12 protein-coding genes are annotated in these 13,397 nt (G+C 61.7%); 7 read left to right on the forward strand and 5 right to left on the reverse strand.

Going from position 1 to position 13,397, the window contains the following annotated elements; genetic code table 11:
* The first annotated feature begins 69 nt into the window (after positions 1-69).
* Genes mgtE through K529_RS04590 form a run of 3 tightly spaced genes read left to right on the forward strand, consistent with a single transcriptional unit; the run spans position 70 to position 2,559 of the window.
* Complete coding sequence (mgtE, locus tag K529_RS04580; RefSeq protein WP_046002801.1) at positions 70-1,458, forward strand: magnesium transporter; 1,389 nt, start codon at positions 70-72, stop codon at positions 1,456-1,458.
* A gap of 20 nt (positions 1,459-1,478) precedes the next feature.
* Positions 1,479-2,066 carry a 5-formyltetrahydrofolate cyclo-ligase gene (locus K529_RS04585; RefSeq protein WP_046002802.1) on the forward strand — a complete coding sequence of 196 codons (588 nt, stop codon included), beginning with the start codon at positions 1,479-1,481 and terminating at the stop codon, positions 2,064-2,066.
* Positions 2,067-2,076: 10 nt separating this feature from the next.
* On the forward strand, positions 2,077-2,559 hold the full coding sequence (locus K529_RS04590; protein WP_005651143.1) for a GNAT family N-acetyltransferase: 483 nt from the start codon (positions 2,077-2,079) through the stop codon (positions 2,557-2,559).
* 12 nt (positions 2,560-2,571) lie between these two features.
* On the opposite strand, the gene K529_RS04595 is transcribed toward K529_RS04590, so the two are convergent.
* Positions 2,572-3,411 (reverse strand): 2OG-Fe(II) oxygenase, encoded by an 840-nt coding sequence (locus tag K529_RS04595; RefSeq protein WP_005651142.1) that lies wholly within the window; start codon positions 3,409-3,411, stop codon positions 2,572-2,574.
* A 286-nt stretch (positions 3,412-3,697) separates the two neighbouring features.
* On the opposite strand from K529_RS04595, the gene K529_RS04600 reads away from it, so the two are divergent.
* From K529_RS04600 to K529_RS04610, 3 genes are all read left to right on the forward strand, one after another.
* On the forward strand, positions 3,698-4,510 hold the full coding sequence (locus K529_RS04600; RefSeq protein WP_005651140.1) for a TIGR00282 family metallophosphoesterase: 813 nt from the start codon (positions 3,698-3,700) through the stop codon (positions 4,508-4,510).
* 444 nt (positions 4,511-4,954) lie between these two features.
* Entirely contained in the window at positions 4,955-6,733 is a 1,779-nt protein-coding gene (locus K529_RS04605; RefSeq protein WP_046001986.1) for an SLC13 family permease, read from the forward strand.
* A 127-nt stretch (positions 6,734-6,860) separates the two neighbouring features.
* Entirely contained in the window at positions 6,861-7,325 is a 465-nt protein-coding gene (locus tag K529_RS04610; protein ID WP_005626280.1) for an META domain-containing protein, read from the forward strand.
* 46 nt (positions 7,326-7,371) lie between these two features.
* Here K529_RS04610 and K529_RS04615 read toward each other — a convergent pair whose 3' ends face one another.
* From K529_RS04615 to K529_RS04630, 4 genes are all read right to left on the reverse strand, one after another.
* Positions 7,372-7,842 carry an NADAR family protein gene (locus tag K529_RS04615; protein WP_005626282.1) on the reverse strand — a complete coding sequence of 157 codons (471 nt, stop codon included), beginning with the start codon at positions 7,840-7,842 and terminating at the stop codon, positions 7,372-7,374.
* Positions 7,843-7,922: 80 nt separating this feature from the next.
* A complete protein-coding gene (locus tag K529_RS04620; RefSeq protein ID WP_046001987.1) occupies positions 7,923-9,596 on the reverse strand; it encodes an FAD-binding dehydrogenase in 1,674 nt (557 codons plus the stop codon).
* Between the two features lie 312 nt (positions 9,597-9,908).
* Positions 9,909-11,684, reverse strand: a complete 1,776-nt coding sequence (locus tag K529_RS04625; RefSeq protein ID WP_046001988.1) for an SLC13 family permease — start codon at positions 11,682-11,684, stop codon at positions 9,909-9,911.
* Positions 11,685-11,757: 73 nt separating this feature from the next.
* Entirely contained in the window at positions 11,758-12,375 is a 618-nt protein-coding gene (locus K529_RS04630; protein ID WP_005665685.1) for a GNAT family N-acetyltransferase, read from the reverse strand.
* A 208-nt stretch (positions 12,376-12,583) separates the two neighbouring features.
* Here K529_RS04630 and K529_RS04635 point away from each other — a divergent pair, with 208 nt between their 5' ends.
* Complete coding sequence (locus K529_RS04635) at positions 12,584-13,324, forward strand: YebC/PmpR family DNA-binding transcriptional regulator (RefSeq protein WP_005665681.1); 741 nt, start codon at positions 12,584-12,586, stop codon at positions 13,322-13,324.
* Positions 13,325-13,397: the final 73 nt, after the last annotated feature.

The raw sequence follows: 13,397 nt of genomic DNA on the forward strand, positions 1-13,397 counted from the left end.
TGATGGGCCGTTGTTTTTGCCCGCATGCATCCTTTAGACAGGTAACTCAGGTAAACCGGAGGGCTGCGAATGACCACAGGCGAGAACACCCCCGAGACAGAACCCACGGGCGAAGACGCTTACGAGCTGGATCGTAAGCGGGTCGCGCAGATCCTCTTTGCGCTGGATCGCGACGACCGCGAGGCGCTTGTAGAGCTGATGGAGCCGCTGCACCCGGCTGACATCGCTGACCTTTTGGAACAGATCAACGCGTTTGATCGGGGTCGATTGATCCGGCTCTATGACAAGGAGTTCGACGGCGACATCCTATCGGAACTGGATGAATCCATCCGTGAGGAAGTCATTTCCGCCCTGACCCCGCAGGTACTGGCGGATGCGGTGCGCGATCTGGACAGTGACGATGTGGTCGACCTTCTGGAGGATCTGGAAGAGCCGCAACAAGAAGCGATTCTTGACGCACTCGAAGACAGTGACCGGGTCGCTATCGAGCAGTCGCTCTCTTATCCGGAAAACTCCGCAGGCCGCCTGATGCAGCGCGAGGTGGTGACCGCGCCCGAACACTGGACCGTGGGGCAGGCCATCGACCATATGCGCGAGGCAGAAGAGCTGCCCGAGCAATTCTATCACGTGGTCATCGTCGACCCGCGTATGCATCCCGTGGGGCAGGTGACCTTGGGGCGGCTGATGAGTTCGCGCCGCACCAAGCCCCTGATCGAGATCATCGAGGAGACCTTTCAGGTCATCCCGGCGGCGCAGGACGAAGAAGACGTGGCCTATGCCTTCAACCAGTATCACCTGATCTCTGCGCCGGTGGTGGATGAGGACGGACGGCTGGTCGGTGCCATTACCATCGACGATGCGATGGCGGTGCTGGACGAGGAACACGAAGAAGACATCCTGCGTCTGGCCGGTGTTGGCGAGGGGAGCCTCTCGGACCGGGTCTCCGAGACCACCAAACAGCGTTTTCCGTGGCTTGCGGTCAATTTGGTCACCGCGATCTTTGCCTCATTGGTGATTGCGCAGTTTGAGGCAACGATTGCGCAGTTTGTGGCGCTGGCCGTGCTCATGCCCATCGTGGCTTCCATGGGCGGCAATGCCGGGACGCAATCGCTGACGGTGGCCGTGCGCGCGCTGGCGACCCGCGACCTGACCGGATCAAACGTCTGGCGGGTGATCCGGCGCGAGGTGCTGGTGGGGCTGATCAATGGCGCCATCTTTGCGGTGGTGATGGGCATCATCGGGGTGGTCTGGTTCGGCACGCCGATGCTTGGTGTGGTGATCGCTGCCGCAATGGTGATCAACCTTGTCGTCGCGGGGCTCGCAGGCACGGTGATCCCGGTTATTCTTGACCGTATCGGTGTCGACCCGGCGCTGGCCTCGGGCGCATTTGTGACCACGGTGACGGATGTTGTGGGCTTTTTCGCCTTCCTTGGCCTTGCGGGTGCGGTACTGCTGTAACAGGTCGGCAGGAGCAGGACATGAGCGAGACGGATCACAATGCGGCCGATTTGGCGGCGATCAAGGCTGCGGCGCGCAAGGCGGCTTTTGTGCGTCGCAAGGGCGCGTTTGAAGCGCAACGCCCCGGCGCGGCGGGCCATCTGGCCGAGGTGCTTGCGGGCTATCGTGGCGTGCCGCTGGCGGGATATATGGCGATCCGAACCGAGATTGACCCGGTGGCTGTCATGGCCGAGGCCGCGGCCCATGGTCCCGTGGGCGTGCCGGTCATTCAGGGCGCGGGCCTGCCGCTGGAGTTCAGCCGCTGGCAACCAGAGGGCGCGCTGCGAGCTGGACCTTTTGGCGCCAAGGTCCCGGAAGTGGACGATTATTTCGACCCCGAAATCCTGATCGTGCCACTGGTGGCCTTTGATGCGGCGGGCAACCGGCTGGGCTATGGCGGCGGTTTTTACGACCGCACGCTGGAACGTTTGCGCGCGCGCCGCGCCACCCTTGCAATCGGCTTTGCCTTTGATGCGCAAGAGACCGAAGGCCTGCCGCTGGAGCCCACCGACCAGCCGCTCGACATGATCGTGACCGAGAGCCGGGTGCTGGATTTCAAACGCAGGTAGGGGGGTGAATATGCAGGAGTTGACGACGCGCCGACTGCGCCTCCGTGCTCTGAATCGCTCGGATTACGGGTTCTTTTGCGAGCTGATTTCTCATCCGCAGGTGCGCAGATATCTCGGCGGCCCAATTGCTAAGGATCAATGGGCGCACAGGTTTGAGGCCTATCTGTCAACCACGCTCCCGATCTGGCTGGTGAATGCAGAGGGCATCTCCATTGGAATAGTGACACTGACACCGCATAAGGACGGACAGGATTTCGAACTGTCCTATCAATTCCTGCCTGACTTCTGGGGGCGCGGATATGCGACAGAAGCTTGCCAAAAAGTGCTTGAGTACGCACTAATCACAAAGCGCTTGCCCTGCATTATCGCCGAAACGCAAAGTGCAAATGATGCCTCTTGCAGACTGCTATCCTGTCTTGGATTGCACGAAGAGCGTAGAGTTGAGCGCTTTGGCGCTCAACAGATTATTTTTGCAACGCCAAAGCGTGCCTGAACACAACTGGGCTCAGAACCCCAGCTTTTCCAGACGCCATGCCAATTTGCGGTGGAGCACCGGAGGCAGCAGGTCTTGCAGCAGCTCTCGGCGGGCCACCTGACGGTCACGCTGGTCTTTCGAGCCGGGGCGCGGTTTGAACAGCGTGGTATGGCTCTTGCGGGTGCTGTCCCATGTGGCGGTGTAGTAATAAAGCGCGATCGACATGCGCGGCTCGCCATCGGGGTGATTCACCGGCTCGGGGTTGCCATGCCAGCTCTCAGAAGAGGTGGAGAACATGCACATCCGGTTAAAGAGCGGCACGTAACTGGCCAGTTTCCCAGACATATTCTCGTCCCAGACCTCAAAGGAGCCGCCATATTCCTCGCGCCAATCCTTGTTGAGATAAATCAGCAGATTGACCCGGCGTTCCAGATTGAGGCCCGCGTGATGGTTGAAATCCGCGTGGATATCCAGATGGCCGCCATTGGCCACCACATGAATGCCGCCGCCTGCAAAATAAGGGTCTGGGATCAGTCCTTTGATACCGGTGAGTTCCTCGATAAAGGCAATCACCGGGCGCGAGTTCAGTGCATAGAACAACTGTCGCGTATACATTGGCAGGCGCTCGGGCACATAAGAGGTCTTCAGCCGTTCTTGCGGGCGGTCATAGCTGTTGGCAGCTTCTGGCAGCTGTTTCAGCTCCTCGCGCACACGCTCCAGAATTTCCGGGTTCAGGAAGTTGTCGTAACCGCCATAATTGAACGGTGCGCGGGCTTGATACTCCGCTGCCAGCGGCTCTGCGGCGGCGCGGGCGTCGCGCGAAGCCATCAAGAGGGTGTCAGGATCAAGGTTCAATACCGGTGTGGACATGTTTTGGACTCGTCTGAAAAATTACGGCGGCGCTGGGATTGGCTGCGCTTGGATATGAGGGTCAGACTTGTCGGCCTGCGGCCAGTACGCAACTCTTTTATTAAAAAGCCGCACATCTTGGGTCGGTCCATAAGGATAGGAGGGAGAAATTCTGCGCAAAGGGCGGGATTGTTGGCCAGCGCAAAACAGTGACGCCTGTACGGTTTGCCCGCAGGCGCGACAGTGAGGGCAGAAAACCGCAGGCTTTGCCCTTGTGGCGCGCCGCCACTGCGCCTATTCCGGGGGCATGCGAATTCTGTTTCTAGGCGATGTGATGGGCCGCGCGGGACGTGCGGCGGTGAGCGAAACCCTGCCGCGTCTGCGCGAGGAGTGGCGGCTCGATTTTGTTGTGGTGAATGGCGAGAATGCCTCCAACGGGATGGGGCTGTCGGGTGAACATGCCAAGATCCTGTTTGACGCGGGCGCCGATTGCGTGACGCTTGGCGATCATGCCTTCGATCAAAAGGACATGCTCCAGTACATCGAGCAGGACAGCCGCATCGTGCGGCCGCTGAACTTTGCCAAGGGCGCACCGGGGCGGGGGCATCGGTTGTTCACCGCACGCGGCGGTCAAAAGGTTCTGGTGCTGCAGGCGCTGGGGCAGGTGTTCATGAAACGCGCCTTTGATGATCCTTTTGGGGCGGTCGAGGGCGTGCTGAAATCGCATCCACGTGGTGGGCTGGCGCAGGCGATCATTGTCGATATGCATTGCGAGGCCACCTCCGAGAAGATGGCGATGGGGCATTTTTGCAATGGTAAGGCATCGCTTGTGGTTGGGACACATACCCATGTGCCGACGGGCGATGCGCAGATCCTGGAAGGCGGCACCGCCTATCTGACCGATGCGGGCATGTGCGGCGACTATAATTCCGTGATCGGCATGGATAAGGCGGAACCGATGCGCCGTTTCCTCACTGGCATGCCCAAAGGGCGCTTTACGCCCGCCTCCGGTGCCGCGACGCTTTCGGGCGTTTATGTGGAAACCGATGATCGCACCGGTGCCGCCAAACGCATCGAGATGGTGCGTCAGGGTGGCCTCTTGCAGCAGGCCGCACCCTAATCCCGGGCGCGCTACGCAAAACCGGTGGTCCTCCCGCCCGTCGTCATGCTTTTTGACAAAAGCCCTCCTCCCGTTGGGCCGGGCCGCGCACGCACAGCGTGCGCGGCCCGGCCCAACCGAGACCGTTTCTCTGGCGCAAGCCAGAGTGGCGTGTCTTGGGCGGGAGCACCCCCGCCGCTGGGTAGGTTTAACTGGGCAGACTTAACTGGGCAGGGCTTATTTTTCACTGTGAGACCACTGAAAGGCGCATCCGGAACCCTTCGGGGCAAACTGCGCGATGGGGGGCAAGCCCGTCAGGTGTGCCACATGCGCCGATCTTGCTGCATTCACTGAATTTTTGCTGCGACAATCGCTTGCTGCGCGCTGCCAGATCGGTGAAACTGCCCGTTGGCTGAAGCCCCGCCCCGGAGTGTGGTGGGTGCGACCCTGACATAGTGGATCTGTATGTTTCTCTTTCAATCGGGTGACACCACAAGCGCCATTCTGGCCTTACTGATCGTCCTTGGGATGTTCGTGGCCTTCCTGCGTGAAACCTACCCCACCGAGGTGGTGGCCATTTGCGGCGTCTCGCTCATGCTGATCACCGGCGTGTTGCCCTACGCAGAAGCACTGCCGGTGCTGGCAAACCCGGCACCATGGACCATCGCGGCGATGTTCCTGATCATGGGGGCCTTGGTGCGCACCGGGGCACTGAGTGCTTTCACAGCTGTTGCACAAAAGCAGGCCGAGGTCAGCCCAAAGATGGCAATTGCGCTTTTGATGGGTTTTGTGGTGATCGCTTCGGCCTTTGTGTCCAACACGCCCGTAGTGGTGGTGATGATCCCGGTCTTTATCCAGATCGCGCGCACGCTCAATGTATCGCCCTCCAAGATGTTGATTCCGCTGTCCTATGCGGCGGTTCTGGGCGGCACGCTCACCTTGATCGGCACCTCCACCAACCTGCTGGTCGATGGGGTGGCCCGCGCGCAGGGCCTGAAGCCCTTCTCGATCTTTGAGGTCACGCCTTTGGGCATTGTGGTGGTCACGTGGGGGCTGATCTATCTGCGCTTTATCGCGCCGCGCCTGTTGCCCGAACGGGACAGCATGGCGATGATGCTCTCGGATCGCTCCAAGATGAAGTTCTTTACCGAAGCGGTGATCCCCCCCGACAGCAACCTGATCGGACGCGAAGTCACCGGCGTGCAGCTCTTTAAGCGTCCCGGCGTGCGGCTGATCGACGTGATCCGGGGCGATGACTCCCTGCGCCGCAATCTCGAAGGGGTGGAGCTTCAGGTGGGCGACCGCGTGGTTCTGCGCACCAAGATGACCGAACTTCTGAGCCTGCAACGCAACAAGGAACTGAAGCGCGTCGATCAGGTCTCCGCAGTGGAGACCAAAACGGTCGAGGTGCTGATCACGCCGGGCTGCCGTATGGTGGGCCGCAGCCTCGGCGCCATGCGTCTACGCCGCCGCTATGGCGTCTATGTGCTGGCGGTGCACCGGCGCAATCAGAACATCGGCGTGCAGCTCGACGATCTGGTGGTGCGCGTGGGCGACACCTTGCTTCTGGAGGGCGCGCCCGGCGACATCCAGCGCCTTGCCGCCGAGATGGACATGGCCGATGTCTCCCAGCCCACGCAGCGCGCCTATCGGCGCAGCCATGCGCCAGTGGCCGTGGCCGCGATGGTCGGGATCGTGATAGCCGCAGCCTTTGGCCTTGCGCCCATCCTGATGCTGTCGATCCTTGCGGTGGCGCTGGTGCTGGCAACCCGCTGTATCGACGCGGATGAGGCATTTTCCTTTGTTGACGGGCGTTTGCTGGCGCTGATCTTCTCCATGTTGGCCATCGGGGCCGCATTGGAAAGCTCCGGTGCGGTCAAACTCATCGTCAGTGGGATCTCGCCGCTGCTCGCGGATTTGCCGCCATTCTTCCTTGTCTGGGCGGTCTATCTGCTGACCTCCGTGCTGACGGAACTCGTCTCAAACAATGCGGTGGCCGTAGTGGTCACGCCGATTGCGGTTGGCCTCGCTCAGGCGATGGGACTTGATCCGCGCCCGCTGGTGATTGCGGTGATGATTGCAGCCTCGGCCTCCTTTGCCACGCCCATTGGCTATCAGACCAATATGCTGGTCTATGGCCCCGGCGGCTACAAGTTCTCGGACTTCCTGCGGGTGGGCATTCCGCTCAATCTCTCGATGGGATTGCTGGTCTCGGCGGTTATTCCGCTGCTGTGGCCCCTCTAGGCACCTGAACGCTGGGATGCGCGTCTTTTCGCGCATCCCGCCTGCATGTTTCGCAATTCCCCTTGCGACGGAACCCGCCGCTTCCCACGTTTGTCTTACGAGACAGACAAAATTGGGAATGGGACCCATGAAGACAACCCGAAGAGCCTTTATCGCCGCCGTTCTGGTGGCAGCCTCCGCCATTGGAATAGGGGCGCAGACCCGTGCCACGGAGCCTGCGAAACCACCGCTTGCCAATACCGAATGGACGCTAAGTCAGATTGAGGGTGAGGCCCCGCTGGAAGGGCGCGGCCTCGATTTGAGCTTTACTGAGGATGGCCGTTTTGGCACCAGCGCCGGATGTAACCGCTTTATGGGTGAAGTGGAGATCAAAGGCCGAGAGATCAGCTTTCCGGACAAGCTTGCAGGCACCATGATGGCCTGCCCCGAAGGACTGGCAGAGCAGGAAGAAAAGGTGCTCTCGCTTCTTGCACAGGTGACCAGCTACCGCATGGAGCCGAAGGCGCTGATCCTGGTGGACAGCGAGGGCAGCGAACTGTTGCGCTACAGCCGCGAAGTCAAGAAAGACAGCCTTGTTGAGACCAGCGGCTAAGACATGTGGTCAGGAGGGGCGCTTCCTGACCCGCTCTGCGCTTCGGTCAGGAGTTGCCGACGCTCACGTTGCCTGACAGCTCGCTTCGAACCGTCATCAGGATCTGGCCCAGCTTATTGAGACCGCGCCCATCCGGGCCACAGCCCCAATAGGCATCCATCGGCGCATTTTCAATCAGAGGTGCATCCCCGGTGCTCAGAAGGAGCTGCCGGGGTGCCGCGTGGGTCTGGAATTTGCACCGGACAGCGGTAAGCATGATGTCATCCTTGACCTCTTCCCAATCCGCGCGCAGCGGTATGGCGCGTGTCATGCCAAGGGCTTTGGCCGCTTTTGGCTTGTGACAGCGGCGAATGCGTTCGCGGTGGTCGGCGTCATGAAACTTCATCGCCTGAAAGTAATGCTCCACCGTGCGCCACCATGTGCCGTCAAACGCCACACCATAGGGGGCAAAGTTTGAAAACTCCGCGTAAGGGTCTGTTTGAGCGTAAAAATAGATGGGTTCCGGGTGTAGGGGCATTGGTATTGAGTATCTCATCACAGTGGCATGGCGCCAGCCAAAGATGCGCTCAACGGGCGTGCAATCATCTCTAGCATCGGTCAGGCGATCTGATCCGAGCGTCCGGCTTGCCGACCGGAAAACAGGCAGCCGCCCAGAAATGTGCCCTCCAGCGCGTTGTAGCCGTGATAGCCTCCGCCCCCAAACCCCGCCGCTTCGCCCACCGCAAACAGGCCGGGCAGGGGCGCGCCGTCTGCGCCGATCATCTGGCTGTCCAGCGTGGTGTGCAAACCGCCCAGTGTTTTGCGGGTGAGAATACTCAGCCGCACCGCAATCAGCGGCCCGTTGGCGCGGTCCAGCAGGCGGTGCGGCTTGGCCGTGCGAATAAGCCGGTCGCCGCGATAGTTGCGCGCCGCATGGATCGCCTGAATTTGACGGTCCTTGGCAAAGCCATTGTCGACCTGCGCATCCCGCGCCTCGATCTGTGCTCGGATATGCGCCTCATCCAGCGCCACATCGCCGATCTCATTCATGCCCCGCACCAGATCCGAGAGAGTCTCTGCCATCACAAAATCTGCGCCATGTTTCTTGAAGGCCTCCACCGGGGCCGGGGCCTTGCCGCCGGACAACAGCCGCGCGCGCAGCACCTCGGCCCATTTGCCAGAGGTGAGGTCCGGGTTCTGCTCGGAGCCGGAGAGGGCGAATTCCTTCTGGATGATCTTCTGGCTCAGGATGAACCAGCTGTAGTCCTGACCGCTCGCCAGGATCGCCTTCAGCGTGCCCAGCGTGTCAAACCCCGGCAGCGCCGGGTCGGGGAGCCGGGTGCCATGGGCATCAAACCACAGGGATGAGGGACCGGGTAGGATGCGAATGCCATGGTTGGGCCAGATCGGGTCCCAGTTCCTCAGCCCCTCGCAGTAGTGCCACATGCGATCGCCATTGATGATATGGCCGCCTGCGGATTGCGCCACCTTCAGCATGCGCCCGTCCACATGGGCAGGCACGCCCGAAACCATGCGGCTGGGCGCGGGGCCGAGGCGTTCGGTGGGCCAGTTGGCGCGCACCATCTCCAGATTGCCTCCGATGCCGCCCGAGGCCACAATAAGCGAGGGGGCGTAAACCTCGAACTCGCCCACCTCCTGCCGGTTGGTTTGCGCACCGATGGGGCTGGTGTCCTCGGCCAGCACCTCGCCCGAAACGCCTTTAATCTGGCCGCCCTGCTGGATGATGTGGCTGACCTGATGGCGAAAGCGCGCATCTATGCGACCAGCGCTCATATGCGCCTCAATGCGTCGGGCAAAGGGGGCAACGACGCCCGGCCCGGTGCCCCATGTGATGTGAAAACGCGGCACCGAGTTGCCATGCCCCTCGGCGCGACCATCGCCGCGCTCGGCCCAGCCCACCACGGGAAACCAGCGCAGGCCCAGACCGTGCAGCCACGGGCGCATGTCGCTGGCGGCGAACTCCAGATAAGCCTTGGCCCATCGCCGGGGGTAATCGTCCTCGGGGCGATCAAACTGCGCGCTGCCAGCCCAATCCCGCCGCGCCAGATCGAGGCTGTCGCGAATGCCCATGCGGCGCTGCTCGGGCGTGTCGATCATGAAGAGCCCGCCAAGGCTCCAATGCGCCTGACCACCGAGGAAATGGGCAGGCTCCTGCTCCAGAAGGATCACCCGCTTGCCCCGGTCTGCCAGCTCATTTGCAGCCACCAGCCCCGCCAGCCCGGCTCCGATCACGATGACATCGGCGCTGTTGTCTCTCTGCGCAGCGGCCATGGCGCTCCTCCCCGATTGGCAATGCCTGTGGTTCTGAGCCTAGGCGCAAGGGGCCGCGCCGCGCAATCCTTGCGTGTAGAGCTGCCGTGAGGGCACGCCAGTTCGGGCGCAGTGAGAGAAAGCGGACAAGCCGGATTATGCGAAGTGTTGGTCAGAGGTTTTGCGCCGCACCTTCGTGCGTCGCGGGGGGGCGGGGGCCGCGCCTTTGGCGCGGCCCCCGCCGGGCCCAACGCTTTTGGAGGTGGCTTTGCCACATTCACAAAAGGGGCGGGAGCACCCCCTCCCTTATATAACTTCCTTTTGTGGCTTTGATCAGAGCGGCCAGAAGAACAGGATTGCGGGGATCGACACGGCGATCACGAGGATCTCCAGCGGCAGCCCCATGCGCCAATAGTCGCCAAACCGATATCCCCCCGGACCCAGTACCAGCGTGTTGTTCTTATGCCCGATGGGGGTCAGGAATGCTGCCGAGGCCGCCACGGCCACGGCCATCAGAAACGGATCGGGCGAGACATCCAGCGCATTGGCCATGGAAATCCCCACCGGGGCCGCCACGATCGCCGTGGCCGTGTTGTTGAGCACATCCGACAGCGTCATCGTCACCACCATCAGCACCGTCAGGATCGCCCACGCGGGCATCCCCGCCGTCAGATCCACCAGCCCATTGGCCAAGAGTTCGGTGCCGCCGGACTTCTCCAGCGCCTGCCCCAGCGGGATCATCGACCCCAAGAGCACCACCACCGGCCATTCCACGTGGTCATAGATCTCTGCCACCGGCAGGATTTTCAACAACACATAGCCAATCGCCACCAGCCCCAGTGCAATCGGCAAATACACAAGCCCCACCGAGGCCGCCAGAACCGCCGCCGCGAAGAGACCAATGGCCCACCATGTCTTGTCATTTGCCGTCACCGAAAGGCCGCGCGCCGCGAGCGGCAGACAGCCCAGCCAGTCTGCCACCTCTGCGCCGCGATCACGTGGGCACAGGATCAGCAGAATGTCACCCGCGGCCACTTCGGTCTGGCGCAGGTGCTTTTTCAGCCGCTCGCCCTGCCGGGCGATGCCCAACAGAACCGCGCTTTGCCGCCACGCCAGCCCCACGGCCTGAGCACTGCGGCCAGCAATGCGGGAATGCTCCGGCACCACCACCTCGATCAACTCCAGCCCATCGCCTGCGGCCTTGAGCTTTTCTTCGCGCGCCGCATCTGAGAAATCGAGTTTCAGGGTAGTGCGGAACTCATCCAGCGCCTCGGGCGTGGCCTCCAGCACAATGGTATCGCCCGCCTGCAACAGCGCGCCCGAGGCGCGACCATAGCGGCGCTGGCCGCTTCGGATCAGTCCAAGAATGGCCACATCGGCCTTCTCGGCCTCGGTATCCAGACTGCCGAGCCGCTGGCCGATCAGCTCAGATTCTTCGGGCACTGTCAGTTCCGCCACATAGGGGGCAAGCTGGCTCTCGGTTGCGCCTGCCGCGCCAGAGCGGTCCGGGATCAGCCGCCAGCCCACCAGCGCCACAAAGGCCAGACCCGCCGCCGCCGCCGCGAGGCCGACGGGGGCAAAATCGAACATCTTGAACGGCGCGCCCAATGTATCATGGCGGATTGTGGCGATGATAATGTTGGGCGGCGTGCCGATCAGAGTGGCCATCCCGCCAAGGATAGTGGCAAAGGACAAGGGCATCAGGCTTTGCCCCGGCGCACGCCCGGCCTTGCGTGCGGTCTGAATATCCACCGGCATCAACAGCGCCAGCGCCGCCACATTATTCATAAACGCCGAGAGCACCGCACCCACGCTGCCCATCAGGGCGATATGCGCCCCAAGCGCGCGGCTCTGGTCCACCAGCGTACGGGTGATCAGATGCACCGCACCGGATTTTACCAGCCCTGCCGAGACCACAAGCACCAGTGCCACCACCAATGTGGCCGGATGACCAAAGCCCGCAAAGGCGTCTTCGGTCTTCACCAGCCCCAGCACCACCGCCACCATCAGCGCGGCGAACGCCACCAAATCATAGCGAAACCTGCCCCAGAGCAGGAGGCCAAAAACGGCGGCGAAAAGGCTGAAAAGCAGGGTCTGGTCCAATGTCATGCGGCCACTCTAGCTGCTGGCGTCGCGCTGGCAAGGCGTTGAAATGAAATCCGCATCAATCGGCCCATGCCTGTCAACGCCACCGCGCGCCCACCTCAGGCAAGCGCTCAGAATTTCGCCGCTCATACCCCAACCCATCGACGCTTGAGCCATCCGGCAACAGGCAGGCATTTGGTTGGCGGGCATAGGGTTGAAACCCCAGCCGACGTGCGAGTGCGGCACTGGCCCGATTGTGGGCGGCATGGCCGGTGGTGACACGCTGTGCCCCGAGTGCGCGAAATGCCATCTGGGTGACAGCGGTGACCGCTTCACTGCCATAGCCCTTGGCTTGATGCGTGTTGCTGATCCAGTAAGCGAGCCGGAATCGCGCCTCGTGCCAATGCGGGATCACATCGATCCGACCGATCAGCTGCTTTTGCTGCCAGATGATGTAAGGCAAGCGCTGGCGCCGGTTTAATGCGTCGATATCACGTGTGAGCCGCTGGCTCTGCCAGTCCGGGCTGGATTCTTCAGCTGTGGTCCCCATCTCTTGATGAAACCATGGCCATAGCTCTGCGTGGTTTTTGCTGCGCACGTCCGCAAGTGCAGTGGCATCGTCACGGCGCGCAAGTCGCAGATCGAGCCTCTGGGTTTCTATCCTTTGCGGGATAAAACCCCTTGGCTCTGCGCGTTCTCCGGATAGGTATTGCATCGCAATGGCTCCCCTGCCTGCCCGACCAGATCAGCAGAAAATCCACTAAAGACCTAGGCTTGGCGCAACAGACCCTGCCTTCTGAGCAATGCATCGCCCGTCAACGCCATGCGGTCTGAGGGCCTCCCCTCAAAGCCCTGCCTTGAAAGCCTGTGCGCTCCGGGGCTATATGAGCGCCAGTTTCTGAAATCAAAACACAGGATGCACCATGGCAGGCCATTCCAAATGGGCAAACATCCAGCACCGTAAAGGTCGCCAGGATGCTGCGCGGTCCAAGCTCTTCTCCAAACTTTCCAAAGAAATCACCGTCGCCGCCAAGATGGGCGACCCGGATCCCGAGAAAAACCCGCGCCTGCGTCTTGCTGTCAAGGAAGCCAAGTCGAACTCGGTGCCCAAGGACGTGATCGACCGCGCCATCAAGAAGGCCACCGGCGGTGACGCGGAGAATTACGATGAGATCCGCTATGAGGGCTACGGCCCCAACGGTGTTGCGGTGATCGTTGAAACCATGACCGACAACAAGAACCGCACCGCCTCCACCGTGCGTTCGACGTTTTCCAAGAACGGCGGCAACCTTGGCGAGACGGGCTCCGTGGGGTTCATGTTCGAGCGCAAGGGTGAGGTCACCTACCCGGCTGAGGTGGGCGATGCCGATACCGTCATGATGGCCGCGATCGAGGCCGGTGCCGAGGATGTTGAAAGCTCTGAGGACGGTCACGTGATCTTTTGCGCCGACACGGACCTCAATGAGGTGTCCAACGCGCTGGAGGGGGAGTTGGGCGAATCCGAGAGCACCAAGCTGATCTGGAAGCCGACCACCACCACCGAGCTGGATCTGGAAGGCATGCAGAAGCTGATGAAGCTGGTCGACGCGCTTGAAGATGACGATGACGTGCAACGCGTCACCACCAACTTCGAGGCCTCCGACGAGGTGATGGCGCAGCTCTGATCCGACCGGATCACGCGTAGGATGTGACGGCTCCGACTGCTTTGGTCGGGGCCGTTTTCGTTCTGTCTCTGGC

The sequence above is a fragment of the Tritonibacter mobilis F1926 genome (assembly GCF_000376545.2).
GTDB lineage: Bacteria > Pseudomonadota > Alphaproteobacteria > Rhodobacterales > Rhodobacteraceae > Epibacterium > Epibacterium mobile.

Excerpts from the sequence above, each read along its gene's own strand:
- mgtE (WP_046002801.1), top strand. The coding sequence starts at position 70 with ATGACCACAGGCGAGAACACCCCCGAGACAGAACCCACGGGCGAAGAC.
- K529_RS04585 (WP_046002802.1), top strand. The coding sequence starts at position 1,479 with ATGAGCGAGACGGATCACAATGCGGCCGATTTGGCGGCGATCAAGGCT.
- K529_RS04590 (WP_005651143.1), top strand. The coding sequence starts at position 2,077 with ATGCAGGAGTTGACGACGCGCCGACTGCGCCTCCGTGCTCTGAATCGC.
- K529_RS04595 (WP_005651142.1), bottom strand. The coding sequence starts at position 3,411 with ATGTCCACACCGGTATTGAACCTTGATCCTGACACCCTCTTGATGGCT.
- K529_RS04600 (WP_005651140.1), top strand. The coding sequence starts at position 3,698 with ATGCGAATTCTGTTTCTAGGCGATGTGATGGGCCGCGCGGGACGTGCG.
- K529_RS04605 (WP_046001986.1), top strand. The coding sequence starts at position 4,955 with ATGTTTCTCTTTCAATCGGGTGACACCACAAGCGCCATTCTGGCCTTA.
- K529_RS04610 (WP_005626280.1), top strand. The coding sequence starts at position 6,861 with ATGAAGACAACCCGAAGAGCCTTTATCGCCGCCGTTCTGGTGGCAGCC.
- K529_RS04615 (WP_005626282.1), bottom strand. The coding sequence starts at position 7,842 with ATGCCCCTACACCCGGAACCCATCTATTTTTACGCTCAAACAGACCCT.
- K529_RS04620 (WP_046001987.1), bottom strand. The coding sequence starts at position 9,596 with ATGGCCGCTGCGCAGAGAGACAACAGCGCCGATGTCATCGTGATCGGA.
- K529_RS04625 (WP_046001988.1), bottom strand. The coding sequence starts at position 11,684 with ATGACATTGGACCAGACCCTGCTTTTCAGCCTTTTCGCCGCCGTTTTT.
- K529_RS04630 (WP_005665685.1), bottom strand. The coding sequence starts at position 12,375 with ATGCAATACCTATCCGGAGAACGCGCAGAGCCAAGGGGTTTTATCCCG.
- K529_RS04635 (WP_005665681.1), top strand. The coding sequence starts at position 12,584 with ATGGCAGGCCATTCCAAATGGGCAAACATCCAGCACCGTAAAGGTCGC.